Genomic DNA, 14,867 nt, shown 5'->3' with positions numbered 1-14,867 from the left:
CATTACGACAACATTGTGCATCACTACAACACTGTGCGTTATGACAATAATGTGCACGAAGACGGCAGCGTGCACCAAGACAGGCTTTCGAGCGGAATACATCAACGTTAAGGAATGACTATGGCAGAAGAACAGCGCGGATCGCGCGACGGCAAATCATACGAATCGCATCGCTCGGACTCCCATTCAGGCCAGGGAGGCAGCCACGGCTCAGGCAATGGGCATTCGGGACGCTCCTACGGCGGCTCCAGGGGAGGGCATTCAGGCCATTCCTATGGTGGGGGACGCAGCGGCGGATTCCACCGTTCGAACAGCGGACGTCCGGATCATGGATACCGCAATCATGATCACGATGGCGAGCATCGCGATGGCGAAGGCCAGGAACGGCGCTTCTCCGACCGCAGCCACGGCGAGCACCGCCGGTACGACAAGCCGCGCCGTGACGACGAGCATGGCGGCTATCGCGGGCGGCGCGATGGCGAGAACCCGCGCTACGGGCACGGTGGCCAGCGTGACTTCCACCGCGATGGCGAGCATCGTGACGGCGAGCAGCGCAGCAATGATGGGCAGCGCCGTGACTTCCATGATCGCGATTCCCGTAACCGTGATTTCCACAACCGCGATTCTCAGAACAGGGGATATCGCAAGGACTTCCACCGCGATGGGGATTCGGGGGAGCGCCGTGGCGGCTATCGTCAGGATGGCGAACGCCGGGACTTCCATCGCAACGACCGCAATAACGACCATCGTGATTTCCATCGCTCTGATGGCGAGCGGCATGAGAACTCGCGTGACGGCGGGCATCGCGACTTCCATCGTGATGGCGACAGGCGTGATTTCCACCGTAATGACCATCGTGACGATCGCAGGGGCGGCTATCGGAGCGACGGCGAGCATGGACGTCGTGATTTCCACCGTGACGATCATCGCGATGACCGCAGGGGCGGCTATCACCGTGACTTCCACCGTGACGGGGAGTATGGCGGCGAACGCGGCAATTACCGTTCACATGATTCGCAGCGTCGTGACGGCGATCGCCGCGACAATCGCTATGACAACCGTGGCGGGCGCTCATATGAGTCGCATCGCGACGGACAGGGCGGCGGCTACCGCAGGGACAACCAGGGCGGCCGCGGCGATGATCGCCGGGGCGGCTATCGTCATGATGATCGTCGCGACTTCCACCGCGAAGGCGCAGGTCGCCAATTCGACCGCAACGAGCGCGATGGATACCGTGCGCAGCGCAGGGACGGCAGGGACGACTATCTCAACGCTCCGCGCCGCAATTCGGATGGCACGATATCCTTCCCCTCGCAGAATCCGTACACGCATCGCCGGCCCGATGAGCCGCGCATGCCGCGCGGCATGGAGTGGTCAATGCTCTCCAAGGACGAGAAGGAGCGCTTGCGCGGGCTAGCCAAGGAGCATGCCGAGAACACGGGGCTGCATATTCTGGCCGCGTACACGCTTGAGGAGAGCGACCCGCAGGCGGCTCTCGAGCATGCCAAATGGGTGGCGCGGCAGGCTTCGCGCATCGATTTCAGCCGCGAGACGCTGGCGTTCATCGCCTACCGCCAGGGCGACTACAAGCTGGCGCTGCGCGAATTCCAGACCGCGCACCGCATGAACGGCTTCTCGGACTATCTGCCGTTCATGGCCGACTGCGAACGTGGCTTGGGCAATCCGAAGAAGGCCGTCGAGCTGGCGCTGTCCGACGAAGGCAAGGGATTACAAGGCGAGTCGAAGGTCGAGATGTTCCTCGTCTACGCCGGTGCATTGGGCGACTTGCAGATGTGGGATCAGGCGATTGCCGTCGTACACAAGCTCGGCCGCTCCAATGGGCTTCCGGGAGCCTACCGCATGCGTGCGCTGCAGGCGGAGCAGTACTTCCTTGAGGAATCCGGTCACGGCGACCAGGCGGCGGACCTCGATCCGCTGATCGAGCGTCTCGAATTGCAGTATGCCGACGAGGACGAAGACGAGGAATCGGACGATATCGTCATCGACTACGATCTTGAGGATCTTCCCGGCGAGCTCATGGACAAGCTCGGCATCACGTGGGACGACGCGAAGTATGCGCCGGACGAGCGTTATGACGATCGGCGTGAGGCTGATGATTACGCAGTGTCTGACGACGCAGCGTCTGATAGCACAGTGTCTGACAACGCAGTGCGAGCCGATGACGACGACTCGAACGAAGCTGCGGATACGGACGATGATGCTGCGGGCTCCGCTGAACAAGGCGACGCTGTTTCCCCAACTGATGCTGCATCGGATGTCGATACGACGGTGGATGCCGACAGCGTGCCATCCAGCGCTACTGCTGACGCGACGGAGGACAGCGTGCGTGCCGAGGCTGAAACCGAAGCGGATGACGCCTACGATGCCCAATCCGATGATGAGCAGGAGTTGCCCGCGCAAGAGGCTCTGGCTGGCGTGCAGGCCGATGCAGAGCCGGTGACGCTTGAAGCTTCCGAGGAATCTGTGGAATCCAAGGCCGCTGACGCCATCGCCGAGCCGGTGCAGGACGATGCTGCTGACTCGGAAGACAACCCGCAGGAGCCCGAAGGTGAAGCCGAAGATGCAGCCGACCTCGCCAATGACGACCCCGCCAACGACGAATCCAACAACTAACAACCAGCGAGTATGGTTCGACGGTGGGAATGGTGAGAATCCAGTACGCGAACCAGCGGCACCACATAGGCAGAACCGCAAACACGAGCGGAACGACAGGGAAGAGAGCGAATATGACACGTTTTCTGCAGGGAACGAAACAAGCGTTGAGCCAGGCCTATCATTTGGCGCTGCTCGATTTGGACGGCGTGGTGTACTTGGGCAAGAACCCCATCGATCATGCGGCCGATTCGATTCGCGCGGCCGAGCATGCCGGGATGACGGTGGAATACACCACCAATAACTCCTCGCGCTTCCAGCGTGTCGTGGCCGAGCAGCTGCGTGGCTTTGGGCTTGACGTCGAGCCGTGGCAGATCATTACCTCCGCCGTCGTGGCAGCCCGCATGGTCGCCCGCCATGTGGATGCCGGCTCGTCAGTGCTTGTGCTGGGCGCCGAACATCTGCGCGAGGAGGTCAGCGGCCAGGGATTGCGCGTCGTTGAGGGTGCGCAGGACAATCCGCAGGCGGTGATTCAGGGCTGGCACCCGGACTTGGCGTGGCATGAGCTGGCCGAGGCGTCATTCGCCGTCGAGCGCGGCGCGGCCTATTTCGTCACGAATCGCGATCTGACGATACCCCGCGAGCTGGGCATCGCCCCGGGCTGCGGTTCGCTCATTCAAGCCGTCACCACCGCCACCGGCGTCGAACCGGTCGCCTCGGCAGGCAAGCCCGAATCGGCCATGTACGACGAGGCACGGCTGCTGGCCGCACGTGACGGCGAAGAACCGGTGGCGAAGCAGGCATGCCTCGCTATCGGCGACCGGCTGGACACAGATATCGAAGCGGGCAATCGCGGCGGCTACGATTCACTGGCCGTGCTCACGGGCGTCACCAACCCGCATGAGCTGATGACCGCGCCGGCGCATCTGCGCCCGACGTATATTGTCCCCGATCTGCGCGGTCTGAACGAAGCGCAGCCGGCGCCGGTGCGGGATGAAAGCGGCGCATGGTGCTGCAGCACTGCGCAAGGCGCTGCTGATGGCACTGAGAATACTGCGAAGGCTTGGATTGAAGACGGCGAGCTGCGCATCAGCGACGGCAATGGCGACAGCGACAATGCCGCTTCCAGCGTCAATGCGCTGCGCGCCGCCTGCTGCCTGGCATGGGAGTACGCCGATGGCGGCAACGATATTGCGGCCATCGCGCTTCCTGATTTCGATCTGTGATGGACGGAGCATGATGGACAGCATCATGAAGCGTGCATCGGACGGTGACGCTTTTGGCTCCAGTAGCAGCGCAGCCAATGCCACCCAGGCTTCCCAAGCTGGGCTCGCCTCTGAGTCGGTTGCTGAATCGGGGACTGAGCCCGCGAGCGGCACGCTGCAGCGCTATCCTCAGCTCACAGCGCCGGACGAGCTGGATGGCGAGGAGCGCATCGCCATCTATGCCGACGTGCTCGCCCAGTTGCAGCGTGAGCTAGACAGCAGCCGTGGCTAGTTTCAAACTGCTGCAAGCAGACAATGCTCGCGGACATAACGGGGCGCGTTCCCAGATGCATCATCATGCTCAATCCGGCCAATTCGGCTTGAACTTCGGCGCGTATTCCAGCCCGAACGGCGATAGCCGCAACGGCGATAATAGTGGCAACACAGCCAACAGCGCACAGCCTTGTCGGCTGGATGTGGCGCTTGTCGAACGCGGCTTGGTCACGACCCGCTCCAAGGCCCAGACCCTGATTCGCTCCGGCCACGTGGTTGTCAACAGTGCGACTGCGCGCAAGGCGTCAGAGCCGGTGCACAGCGGCGACAATCTGCGTGTCGACAAAGGCGAGGACTATGCCTCGCGCGGTGCGTACAAGCTGGTTGGTGCCTTCGAGGCCTTCGCTTCAGTCGGTCTGCCATCGCCGCAAGGCCTGCGCTGCCTCGATATCGGCGCGTCGACGGGCGGCTTCTGCGATGTGCTGCTGCGCCGGGGCGCTGACAAGGTCATCGCCCTCGATGTGGGCCACGGTCAGCTCGACCCGCGCATCGCCGCTGATCCGCGCATCATCGAGATGAGCGGCGTCAACATCCGCGAGGTCATGCCTGACAATCTGCCATTCGCACCGCACATGGTCGTCACTGATGTCTCTTTCGTCTCCCTGACTTATGTCATCCCTGTTATCGCCCGGCTGGCAGCTCCCGGCGCCCATGCTGTGCTGCTGGTCAAGCCGCAGTTCGAAGTCGGCAAGGGGCGGCTGGGCAAGAACGGCGTGGTCGAAGACCCCGCGTTGCGCGAGCAGGCCTTGCACACCGTGATAGGCTGCGCACAGGAACACGGCTTCGAAGTATGCGGGCATTGCGTCAGCCCGATTGCGGGCGGGGCTGGCAACATCGAATATCTGCTTTACGCCTGCTTGCGCTCTGCCGCGGCTCCGGGCACACGCTGACTGCGGTCGCTGAGCATCGACACCGAAGACGAACGGTCGAGAACGAGATCGTCGCGAAATTCGGCGTATTCGATGCGGCAGCCGTCCAACAGCACTGCGGAGTCGACGCGGATATGCGAGCAGACAAGCCAGCGAGCCTTCAATGTGCTGGCATGAATCGTGTGTACATGACTCGGAGCATGGTAGTTGCGCATGCGCAGACGCTTGAATATTTCGCTTTCCAACGGTTCGATCGCGGTAATCTTCGCATGCATTGCCGTTGCCTCGGCGATGCCGAATATCTCGATATGATTTGCTGTAACAGTATCCGCGGCATGCAGCAGGCCGCGTAGATTCATGCTCTGGATGCAATGCAGCGCATGTGCGGTTTTGATTTCACCGGTGAAGTCAAGCAGTTCACAGCGCAAATGCCCCTTGACCAGCATCCGGCCATGACCCGATATCCGGCGCACGCGCACATCACCGTCGCTGATGAGCTCTCCGGAAGCGAAGACGATATGGTCTCCTGCATAGTGCGGGCCGCGTACTTGGCCGTTGACGGTCAGCCTCCTGAACCGCACCCCGCTTTCGATGGTGTGCGTCCCATGCAGAATAAGATGTCCATAGACTCCCGGTCGGATACTGCCGCCGAACGACGTGAGATTGAGATTCATCCGTGTGCCCCTTCCACGCGGCGTTGTCGCCTCATTGCGACAAGCTACCATCCCTCTTTATACCGAGTTTATTCCCATGATGCAAAGTCATATGCACAACATCACCCTGGATTTGTCCCCGCAATCCTCCTCAGCCGCGTATGAAACGGTCGATTTCGTCCTGCGTGCCCATGATGATGAGCTCGTCGTTGCGATGCATGATCAGCGCGTCCGAGCCGTACTCAAATTCCCGGCCGGGGGCCTTGAGACCAACCAAAGTGATGCCGAAGCGCTCCTTGATACGCGCATCGGCGACCGATACCCCGACGACGTGGGCCGGAGTATGGACTTTGACGACCGAATACGGGCCTTCGATCTCGATGTAGTCAAGGTATTTGCCGGAGACGAGGTGCGCGACGCGCTTGCCGGCGTCGGTTTCCGCGTTGATGATGTGGCGCACGCCGATGCGTTTGAGTATGCGGGCGTGCTCTTCGGAGACGGATTTCGCCCACAGGTCCGTGATGCCGACATCCAGCAGGTTGCCGGCGGTGATCACCGAGGACTCGACGCTGTCGCCGATGGCAACGACTGCGGTGTCGAAGTCCTTGGCGCCGAGCTGCTCAAGCGATACCGCGTCGGTCATATCCGCCTGCACGGTGGGCAGCTGCGAGGACCAGCGGTTGACGAGTTCGGGATCGCGGTCCACCGTCAGCACATCCTGGCCGAGCGCGTCAAGCGTGCGGGCCACAGACACCCCGAAGCGCCCCAGCCCTACGACTAGAACGCTTGTGTTTGTTTTCGCCATTGATTCCTCCTGCATGAAGTCAGCATGAATGCCTACAGAGCAGCCCGGCGACCGCTCAGCCAGCCGTTGCCACCGTCGCCGCCATTGCCGTCACCAGCGTCGGCGGTCCAGCCAGCCGCCACCACAAGGGCTATCCGACGACAATCGTCTCACAAGGATAGCGCACCATTTCGTCCGCGAGCGGCCGGTTGATCGCGTAGGCAATCGTCATCGGCCCCAATCGCCCTATGATCATCGTCGCCGCCAGAAGCATCAGGGCCACCGGGTTGTCGGCGCGCGCCACGCCGACCGAGTAGCCGCCCAGCCCGAAGGCCGAGCAGGTGTCGAACAGGGCGTCGGTCAGCGACGCGCCGGTGACCATCATCAGCGCCATCGAAGTGACGACCACGACCATGAAGCAGGCGGTGACCACGCTTACCGCCGTCAGCCGAGTGCGGGTGGGCAGGCGGCGGTGGAAGGCATTGACGTCCTTATGGCCGGTGAAGGCGGCGCGGCAGATCAGCAGCACCACCGCGAAAGTGGTGACGCGGATGCCGCCGGCGGTCGAGGTGCTGCCGCCGCCGATGAACATCATCGCGCTCATGAACACCTTGGTCGGCTCGCTCACCTGCGGCACCCATGAGGGATCGAAACCGGAGGTGCGCGGCATCACTGCGGCGGACAGCGCCCCGCGCAGGCGCGATTCGAAATCGGCGTTGCGGAACAGATACGGATTGCGCCATTCGACCAGCAGGAACCAGACCAGTGACGTGGCGAGCAAGGAGAAGGTCATCACCAGCGTGATTTTGGTGTGCAGCGTCCATTTGCGCGGCGGAATGTGCCCGCGTATCGCCCGCATGAGATTCATCAGCACCGGGAAGCCCAGCGTGCCGCAGAACGCGCTGAGCATAATCGGCAGCCCCACCGCCCACGAATTGATGTGCAGCCCCGCGCCATCGGGCGTGAACCCGGCATTGTTGTACGACGAAACGGCGTAGAACAGCGCCTCCCACACCGTTTGGACAAGGTCGCCGTGGTTGATGTGCAACAGGCCGGGAAACAGGGCTATGAAAGTGATGAATTCGATGGTCAGTGCCGTGGCGACCACTACGCGCAGCACGCCGCGCACTTCGCCGAGCTTTGTCGTACCCAGCTCGCTGGCGGTCAGCAGACGCTGCGAGGCGCGCATATGGCGGTTGGCGGCCAGCGCGATGAGCGAGGCGAAGGTCATGACGCCGACGCCACCGATCTGGACCGACAGGAGAATGATGGCCTGACCAAAGGTGGTCCAGTGCGTGGTCGTGTTGACCACCGGAATGCCGCAGGTCGACAAGGCTGAAACCGCAGTGAAGAATGCAATCGAAATCGATGTCGGCTCTTTTTCATGCGAGGCGATGGGCGTCATCAGCAACGGCGTGACGACGACGATAAGCGCCGCGAAATACAGCATCGTCATTCGCCCGGGATGCGAGAACATGCGCGAAACGAGATGAGCCATGCGATGGCGCGCGATGGCGGTGAGCCCAGCGGAATCGGTGCCTTGGCGCTCGAAGATGGGATGCGACATCGCATGCTCCTTATCGCCCACTGCTTATTGCAGTCCTACTGTATGCTGTGCGTTCGATGTTTCCTATAGTATGGGATGTCGCCAGAGGTTTTCGAGCGAGAAAGAAGCGTAATCATGGCCGACACTCGGCATGCGGTGGTCGTCACCCACCCCAGTCTGCGGGAGCAGGGCGTGATATCCGACGCGATCGAGCAGCTCAACTACGCGGGATTCACCGTCACCATCGTGGACAACACCGAGGCGCCGGCGTTCGGCACGAGCACCAAATCCGTCGCCAGCGACACGGAGATCGTCGTGGTCTTGGGAGGCGACGGCACGATTCTGCGCGCAGCCGAGCTGATCTACTGCACCGACGTGCCGATTCTGGGCGTGAATCTGGGCCATATCGGCTTTCTGGCCGAATTCGAAAGTTTCCAGATGAGCGAGGCCATCCAGCGTGTCGCCGATCATGACTATTCGATCGACGAGCGCATGGTCGCCCATGCCGATGTGTGGCTGCCGGGCGCGAGCGAGCCGATAAGCGACTGGGCGCTCAACGACATCACGCTTGGCACGGCGGATCGCGGCAAGATGATCTCCTTGGCCGTCCGCGTGGACGGTGTGGCGATGAACTCCTACAGCTGCGACGGCACGATCATCTCGACGCCGACTGGTTCGACCGCCTACGCTTTCTCTGCCGGAGGCCCTGTGATATGGCCGAATGTCAAGGCGCTGCAACTGGTGCCCATAGCGGCGCACGCCTTGTTCGCGCGGCCGCTGATCATCGGCTCGGGATCCACATTCACACTGGACATATTGGAGAACTCGCCATCCACAGGCTGGATCTGCTGCGACGGGCGCCGTCAGCGCGAACTGCCGCGCGGCACCCGCATCGAGGTGCGCGAATCGCGCGACACGCTCCATCTGGCGCGACTGTCCGGAGTTCCCTTCACTAACCGGCTGGTTTCCAAATTCAATCTGCCGGTGGTCGGCTGGCGCGATCAGGACCATCGTGCGGATCGCGCGGCGGGCAAGGTTCACACTGACGGCAGCATTCATAATGACACGGCCGGCAGCGCTGGTGATGCGACTCCCGGTTGCGCGGAAGCGGGCAAACGCTGATGCTGAACGAGCTTGAAATCAGTGCGCTCGGCCCCATCGGACACGCGAGGCTCGCCTTTTCGCCGGGCATGACCGCGATAACCGGCGAGACCGGAGCCGGCAAATCGATGCTGCTCAACGCCGTCCGCCTGATTTCCGGGGGTTCAGCCGACAGCGGCCAGGTTTCCGCGCAGGCTGGCGAAGCCTGGGCGCAAGGTGTATTCGCCGTATCTCCCGATTCTGCGGCCGCAGCCGTGGCGCAGGATGCCGGAAGCTCGCTGTCGGAAGACGGCGAACTGTTCCTTTCGCGCACGGTGCCGAGTTCTGGGCGCTCGCGAGCCGTGCTGTGCGGGCACAGCGTGCCGCGCTCGGTGCTGGCCGACCTCTCGGCCCAGCTGGTCACGATTCACGGTCAGGCCGATCAGCTGCGCATCGCTTCGAGCGTGCGCCAGCGCGAGTTCCTTGACATGGTCGCCGGAGATGAGCAGGAACGTGGCGCATATCGCGCGGCGTGGGACGAGCTGCGCGCCTTGGACGAACGGCTGAGCGCCCTCAAGTCCCAAGAGGCCTCGGTGCGTCAGCGTGCCGACTATCTGCGCGAATCCATCGAGCGGATCAACGCGGTAGACCCACATCCGGGCGAGGACGAGGATTTGAAGGCCAAACGTTCGCGCATCGAGAACGCGGCCGACATCACGCGCGGGGTGGGGCAGGCCTTGGCAGCCCTTGATTCCTCACAGATCGACGTGGATGCAGAGGGTCCAGGCGCGGCAGGCCTGATTGAGCAGGCTCAGCAGTCGCTGCGGGCGATTCACGCCTCCGGGCCGTTCGAAGAGGCTGCTGACCGGCTGGTTTCGATCACCACGGATATCGCGGATGTGGTTTTCACACTGTCCAGTCAGCTCGACGCCGACGAGGACGTGGACGATCTCGATTCGCTTAACGCGCGCATTCATGAGCTGGGCGAGCTTACCCGCCGCTGGGGGCCGAGTGTGGAGGATGTCATCGCATGGCGCGATCAGGCCGTGCTCGATATGGAGGATATGGACGCTTCGCCAGAGAAGCTTGAAGAGCTTGAAGCGCGGCGTGGTACGGCCTATCGCAAGGCGTTGCAGGCCGCCGAGGCCTTGAGCCGGGCGCGGAGCGCCGCCGCCAAGCAGTTGTCGAAGACGGTGAGCGAGGAACTGGGGTCGCTGGCGATGGCCGGTGCCCGGCTCGATATTCAGGTCACGCAGCGTGCGGCTGTAGCGCATGCCGGCGCGCCAGCAACGAAGACGACAAGGGATTCAGCGGCAGCACATCGTTCGTTGGCAACTCGGCAGACGCAGCATGGGCAAGACTCTGATACCGGTCCGCTGGATGCCCACGGGCGCGACGACATCGAATTTCTGTTCACGCCATTTCCCGGTTCGGCGCAGCTGCCGATGGGCAAAAGCGCTTCGGGCGGCGAGCTCAGCCGCTTGATGCTCGCCTTGGAGCTGGCTGCGGCAGACAAGCGTGGCGACCGTTCCGAGATGACCTTCATCTTCGACGAGGTGGATGCCGGTGTCGGCGGCAAAGCTGCGGTAGAACTTGGCCGCCGTTTGGCAAGGCTCGCCAGGCATGCCCAGGTCATCGTCGTGACCCATCTGGCGCAGGTCGCCTCGTGGGCCGACGCGCAATTCGTCGTAGCCAAGGAAATCGGCACTGCTGATATCGCCGAAGGCAGCGGGGGCACAGGCGACAGGGGAGCGACTCCCGTTGTCGCCACAGGCGTGAGTGCGGTGCATGGCGAGGCTCGGGTGCGCGAGATCGCCCGCATGCTCTCTGGCAGCGAATCGGCGGCGTCGTTGAACCACGCCCGCGAACTCCTTGCCTCAAGCGACCAGTGACGTGGGGAGCATATAATTCGGGCAGTAGTGCTGCGAGAATATGTATTTGCCGTGGCAATAATCGATATGGCAGCGCACCGAAGACAAACGCATCGAAGGCAGTTACAGCAAAGAACGGGGAAATTATGGCTCAGCAACGCAGCAAAGCAGGTGCGAGCAGTGTCAACGCAGGCAAAGGTGCCATCTTCGATTTGGACGGCACACTGCTCGATTCGATGGGCGTCTGGGATCAGATCGATATCGATTTTCTGCATCGGCGCGGGTTCGAGGTTCCTGCTGACTATATGTCCAAGGTCAGCGCGATGCAGTTTCAGCAGATCGCCGAATACACCATCGCGCGATTCGGTCTGCGCGACAGCCCGCAGGAGCTGATGGACGAATGGAACGCGATGGCGCAGACCGCCTATTCCAGCGTCGTGGAAGCCAAGCCGCATGCGGCGGAATACCTGCAAGCGCTCAAAGACTCCGGTGCCAGGCTTGCGGTGGCGACTTCGCTGCCGCCTGAGCTTCGTGAGCCGGCAATGGAGCATGTCGGCATCGCCCAGTATTTCGACGTGCTGTGCAGCGTCGACGACGCAGGCGATGTGGGCAAGGACCGCCCCGACGTGTATTTGCTCGCGGCTCGCAGACTCGGCGTTCAGCCCGCCGACTGCACGGTGTTCGAGGATTTGCTTGAGGGCATACGTTCGGCAAAATCGGCCGATATGAAGGTCTGGGCGATGCACGACGACTCATCAAACATGGACTGGGACTCGATATGCGGCATCGCGGATGGTGTGCTCTTCGATTTCTCCGATGCGCCGACAGCGCTGTAAGGGCCTGATTCCGCCGTATCAGTTCAGCGAGATGGCCCGCGTTTCCAGCGACAGCTGATCGGCGTCGAGGATGTCCAGCGCCTCGCCGATGCCCTCAGGCGAGAACAGTCCTGCGTCGTTAGCATCGAGCAGGGCCGTCCTTTGCGCGATGATGATATCCAGCGCATAATCGTAGGAGATCTCGGCGAGACGGCGGCGGTCCTGCATAGAACCGAGCGGAAATTGGCCGGGTCCCGAATCCGCGTCATCATCGTCGCCGCCTGAGTAATTCCGCATCGCTTCGAACTGCTGGCGTGCCAGCGTCATTGCCGCCCTGCGGATATGATCCCTATCGGCGTCCTTGTTCGTCACGTCGATGTTGAACTTGACCAGCAGATTGCAGATGGCTTCGGGCGGATGCACTGCGCGGGCGGCGTGGCGTATGAGCTGGCGAATCGCATCATGCTCGTCGCGGCTGACCCCGACGGTTCGCGCGGGTTTGACGAGCCGGACTACTTGATTCAATGTGGTTCCTTGGATGAGCAGCGATGCGGCGGCGACCAGGAAGGCGACGAAGATGAGGAATGACCTGTGCGCGGTGCCCAAGGGCAATGTCTGGGCTGCGGCCAACGTGATGCTTCCGCGCATTCCGGCCCAGACCATGACGCTTCCTTCGCGCGACCCCAAAGGGTGGTCGGTGTGATAGTCCAAATCTGAGACCAGCCGCGTGAGTCGTCGCTGAAACCGTTCACGCCGCCCTTGGTGGGTCGCATTGGTCTGCTGCGATTCTTGCTGTGACAGCGCGCTTTCCAGATCAAGTGCTGCACCGAATTTTTCCGAGGCATGTTGCAGGCGAGACTTGAAACGTGCCCTGCGCCCAGACCAGCGCGCTAACACGCTGAGCAATGGCATAGTCACGGCGGCACGCAAGATGAGGGTAAGCACCAGTGTGATGGCAGCGACGCCGAGAGCCAAGCGCCAGCCGAAGGAATCCCCTTCGAGATCGCCAACGACCGAGGTGAGTTCCAAGCCCATGAGCAGAAAGACCGACGATTCCAGAATCATCATCAGGGAGTCCCATGTCGTTTTGCTCGACATGCGCTGTGTCGGCGTGAGCAATCGCGGGCCGCGATGACTGGCGACCAGCCCGGCTATGACTGCCGCCACCAAGCCCGAACTGTGCAGATATTCGGCTGGCAGAAAGGCGACGAAAGGCGTGGCCAGCGAGAGCACAGTGTCAGGCGTGGCGCTGTTGATCTTTGAGCGCAGCCAAATCATCACGCGGCCCACAAGCCAGCCAATCACGACGGCCCCCACCACGGCGATAACGAAGTCGAGCACGACATGCCCGGCGCTGATTCGGCTGGTCATCGCGCCGACTGCGGAACTGAGAATCACCAGCGCTGTGGCGTCGTTGACCAGCCCTTCGCCTTCGAGAATCGTCACGACTCGTTGCGAGACGCCAGCCTTCTTCACGATAGCCGTAGCCACGGCGTCAGTAGGGCTGACGATAGCCCCGAGAGCAATGCAGGCGGCAATGCCGACGCCGGGGGCCATCAGATTGACAGCGAATCCTATAGCGGCGGAGGAGAGCGCCACAAGAACGATGGCAAGCACGCCGATGGGCAGGAGATTGCGGCGGAATTCGGAGACCGACATATTGACGGCGGAGGAGTAGAGCAACGGAGGCAGAATCACCGTAAGCACAAATTCAGGCATAGCTTCGATGTGGGGCATGTTCGGAATCAGCGCGACGCCGGCGCCGAGCACCAGCAGCAAAATAGGTGCAGCGATCCTGATTTTGTCGGAGAACAGATCGGCAGCGGCAGTGACGACAAGCACGGCGATGATGGCGAGCAATAGTGTGGTCATGATCTTGTTCGATTCTCGCTCTGTAGACTCGAGTCCATGCGTATATCTGCCTGATGCGTGCCAGCTTCAGGAGAGGACATTGTGTTGCCACCGTAATGTAGTCCGTGCTGGTATGCACGGATGAGCGGAAGAAAAATATCGTCGACGATGGACGTTATGGCGTTGTCATCGACGTGTCGTCCGGCAATGAGAATCTCATCCCGCAGCAAGCGAAGGGGAAGATCGGCAACGCATTTGGGAATATCGACCGGCAGCTCCCCGCGCTCGCGCTCTCTGCTGAGCAGGATGGTCATAACAGGAGTTCCGTGGGCGAGAACTTGGTCGCGCAACGTTGCGAAACGTGTAGGGTGCCGTTCAGGAAAAACTCCCATCGCTGCAACCAGCGAAGCCACACTGATTTTACTATCGAGCGCTTCATGAAGAAGCGCGATGACATCGCCTCGCAACGAACCGGTATCGGGGAGAGATGGATCGTGCGCGGAGAGCTGACGGCGTAACGCTGCGGCCGCGAGTTCCTCGCGTGTCGGCCAACGTCGGTAGAGCACTGGGCGAGATGTGCGAGCACGAGCAGCTACTGACTCGAATGTCAGACTGTCAAGCCCTTGTTCGAGAATCTGTCGCCACGCCGCATCGAGAATGTCTCCCTCCAAATCCGAACCATGGCGTCGCCGTGTCGTGGGTGCTCGGGTTTCCATGTCTGCCTCCTTCAAGACTCACTTGCGTATCTTACAGGAAGGGGTTACCATCTCGATTTGGAGATGCATTCATGCATCTAAACGATTCGAGTGTCTCCATCGGAATGACGATGCAAGTCGCCATGCGAACCTTGAACAGGATGGCAAATCATGTCGTATAAGGCACCACAGCAAAATGAGAACTGGCGACAAAGCGGCTCGCAATGGAAACGACGAGTCAACTCCGTGAAGCCGTTGATAACCGAAGCGTGGTACGGTGCCTCTTTCCGGCAAGCCGTGACTCGTTTCGTGCAGAAGGCGCTTCGCTTCCGGGGCTATGCTTCTCGATCAGAATTCTGGTGGATCCAGTTGATGCTGCTCGTCGTCAACCTAGTGCTTACACGTTTCTTAACTTAACCCGGAAAATAATCTGGACATACGGCATCGATGCACCATTCGAATGAATCATGATAAACGGTCTATGAGAAGCCTCTCGAAAAGGCCGAAGACGCTATCGTCGGTAAACAGTAGGGATGAATAAACCATCTCGCG

11 protein-coding genes and 1 pseudogene are annotated in these 14,867 nt (G+C 61.5%); 7 read left to right on the top strand and 5 right to left on the bottom strand.

The window, feature by feature from the left end; all coding sequences use genetic code 11:
- Positions 1–540: 540 nt before the first annotated feature.
- The 4 genes and pseudogenes from DDF78_RS12015 to DDF78_RS10870 form a co-directional block, all read left to right on the top strand.
- Positions 541–2,214: pseudogene (locus tag DDF78_RS12015) on the top strand (tetratricopeptide repeat protein); the annotation flags it as partial.
- Positions 2,215–2,747: 533 nt separating this feature from the next.
- Complete coding sequence (locus tag DDF78_RS10880) at positions 2,748–3,839, top strand: HAD-IIA family hydrolase (RefSeq protein WP_152581744.1); 1,092 nt, start codon at positions 2,748–2,750, stop codon at positions 3,837–3,839.
- A 10-nt stretch (positions 3,840–3,849) separates the two neighbouring features.
- The gene (locus DDF78_RS12010; RefSeq protein ID WP_152581745.1) at positions 3,850–4,110 is read left to right on the top strand and encodes a hypothetical protein; all 261 of its coding nucleotides are present in this window, start codon (positions 3,850–3,852) and stop codon (positions 4,108–4,110) included.
- Positions 4,103–5,041, top strand: a complete 939-nt coding sequence (locus tag DDF78_RS10870) for a TlyA family RNA methyltransferase (protein WP_237564656.1) — start codon at positions 4,103–4,105, stop codon at positions 5,039–5,041. Before DDF78_RS12010 ends, DDF78_RS10870 begins: the two co-directional genes overlap by 8 nt.
- On the opposite strand, the gene DDF78_RS10865 is transcribed toward DDF78_RS10870, so the two are convergent.
- From DDF78_RS10865 to DDF78_RS10855, 3 genes are all read right to left on the bottom strand, one after another.
- On the bottom strand, positions 4,999–5,694 hold the full coding sequence (locus tag DDF78_RS10865; RefSeq protein ID WP_152581746.1) for a hypothetical protein: 696 nt from the start codon (positions 5,692–5,694) through the stop codon (positions 4,999–5,001). The two genes, DDF78_RS10870 and DDF78_RS10865, sit on opposite strands and share 43 nt — an antisense overlap.
- A gap of 130 nt (positions 5,695–5,824) precedes the next feature.
- Positions 5,825–6,478, bottom strand: a complete 654-nt coding sequence (locus DDF78_RS10860) for a potassium channel family protein (RefSeq protein WP_152581747.1) — start codon at positions 6,476–6,478, stop codon at positions 5,825–5,827.
- Between the two features lie 130 nt (positions 6,479–6,608).
- Positions 6,609–7,955, bottom strand: a complete 1,347-nt coding sequence (locus DDF78_RS10855) for a TrkH family potassium uptake protein (RefSeq protein WP_415482402.1) — start codon at positions 7,953–7,955, stop codon at positions 6,609–6,611.
- Positions 7,956–8,138: 183 nt separating this feature from the next.
- Between DDF78_RS10855 and DDF78_RS10850 the strand changes: the two genes are divergently transcribed.
- The 3 genes from DDF78_RS10850 to DDF78_RS10840 all read left to right on the top strand — a co-directional run bounded on the left by DDF78_RS10850 (position 8,139) and on the right by DDF78_RS10840 (position 11,790).
- Positions 8,139–9,125, top strand: a complete 987-nt coding sequence (locus DDF78_RS10850; RefSeq protein ID WP_152581749.1) for an NAD kinase — start codon at positions 8,139–8,141, stop codon at positions 9,123–9,125.
- Positions 9,125–10,975 (top strand): DNA repair protein RecN, encoded by a 1,851-nt coding sequence (gene recN, locus DDF78_RS10845; RefSeq protein WP_152581750.1) that lies wholly within the window; start codon positions 9,125–9,127, stop codon positions 10,973–10,975. The genes DDF78_RS10850 and recN overlap by 1 nt, the downstream gene beginning before the upstream one ends.
- 125 nt (positions 10,976–11,100) lie before the next feature.
- Positions 11,101–11,790 carry an HAD family hydrolase gene (locus DDF78_RS10840; RefSeq protein ID WP_152581751.1) on the top strand — a complete coding sequence of 230 codons (690 nt, stop codon included), beginning with the start codon at positions 11,101–11,103 and terminating at the stop codon, positions 11,788–11,790.
- An 18-nt stretch (positions 11,791–11,808) separates the two neighbouring features.
- Here DDF78_RS10840 and DDF78_RS10835 read toward each other — a convergent pair whose 3' ends face one another.
- Together DDF78_RS10835 and DDF78_RS10830 are read right to left on the bottom strand one after the other, a co-directional pair.
- Positions 11,809–13,641 (bottom strand): cation:proton antiporter, encoded by a 1,833-nt coding sequence (locus DDF78_RS10835; RefSeq protein WP_152581752.1) that lies wholly within the window; start codon positions 13,639–13,641, stop codon positions 11,809–11,811.
- Positions 13,638–14,336 carry a TetR/AcrR family transcriptional regulator gene (locus DDF78_RS10830; RefSeq protein WP_152581753.1) on the bottom strand — a complete coding sequence of 233 codons (699 nt, stop codon included), beginning with the start codon at positions 14,334–14,336 and terminating at the stop codon, positions 13,638–13,640. Before DDF78_RS10830 ends, DDF78_RS10835 begins: the two co-directional genes overlap by 4 nt.
- Positions 14,337–14,867 lie beyond the last annotated feature (531 nt).

The sequence above is a fragment of the Bifidobacterium tibiigranuli genome (assembly GCF_009371885.1).
GTDB classification, from domain to species: Bacteria; Actinomycetota; Actinomycetes; order Actinomycetales; family Bifidobacteriaceae; genus Bifidobacterium; species Bifidobacterium tibiigranuli.
The sequence above is the reverse complement of the archived record's forward strand: the minus strand, read 5'-3'. Positions and strand labels throughout refer to the sequence as shown.

Excerpts from the sequence above, each read along its gene's own strand:
- DDF78_RS10880 (WP_152581744.1), top strand. The coding sequence starts at position 2,748 with ATGACACGTTTTCTGCAGGGAACGAAACAAGCGTTGAGCCAGGCCTAT.
- DDF78_RS12010 (WP_152581745.1), top strand. The coding sequence starts at position 3,850 with ATGATGGACAGCATCATGAAGCGTGCATCGGACGGTGACGCTTTTGGC.
- DDF78_RS10865 (WP_152581746.1), bottom strand. The coding sequence starts at position 5,694 with ATGAATCTCAATCTCACGTCGTTCGGCGGCAGTATCCGACCGGGAGTC.
- DDF78_RS10860 (WP_152581747.1), bottom strand. The coding sequence starts at position 6,478 with ATGGCGAAAACAAACACAAGCGTTCTAGTCGTAGGGCTGGGGCGCTTC.
- DDF78_RS10855 (WP_415482402.1), bottom strand. The coding sequence starts at position 7,955 with ATGGCTCATCTCGTTTCGCGCATGTTCTCGCATCCCGGGCGAATGACG.
- DDF78_RS10850 (WP_152581749.1), top strand. The coding sequence starts at position 8,139 with ATGGCCGACACTCGGCATGCGGTGGTCGTCACCCACCCCAGTCTGCGG.
- recN (WP_152581750.1), top strand. The coding sequence starts at position 9,125 with ATGCTGAACGAGCTTGAAATCAGTGCGCTCGGCCCCATCGGACACGCG.
- DDF78_RS10840 (WP_152581751.1), top strand. The coding sequence starts at position 11,101 with ATGGCTCAGCAACGCAGCAAAGCAGGTGCGAGCAGTGTCAACGCAGGC.
- DDF78_RS10835 (WP_152581752.1), bottom strand. The coding sequence starts at position 13,641 with ATGACCACACTATTGCTCGCCATCATCGCCGTGCTTGTCGTCACTGCC.
- DDF78_RS10830 (WP_152581753.1), bottom strand. The coding sequence starts at position 14,336 with ATGGAAACCCGAGCACCCACGACACGGCGACGCCATGGTTCGGATTTG.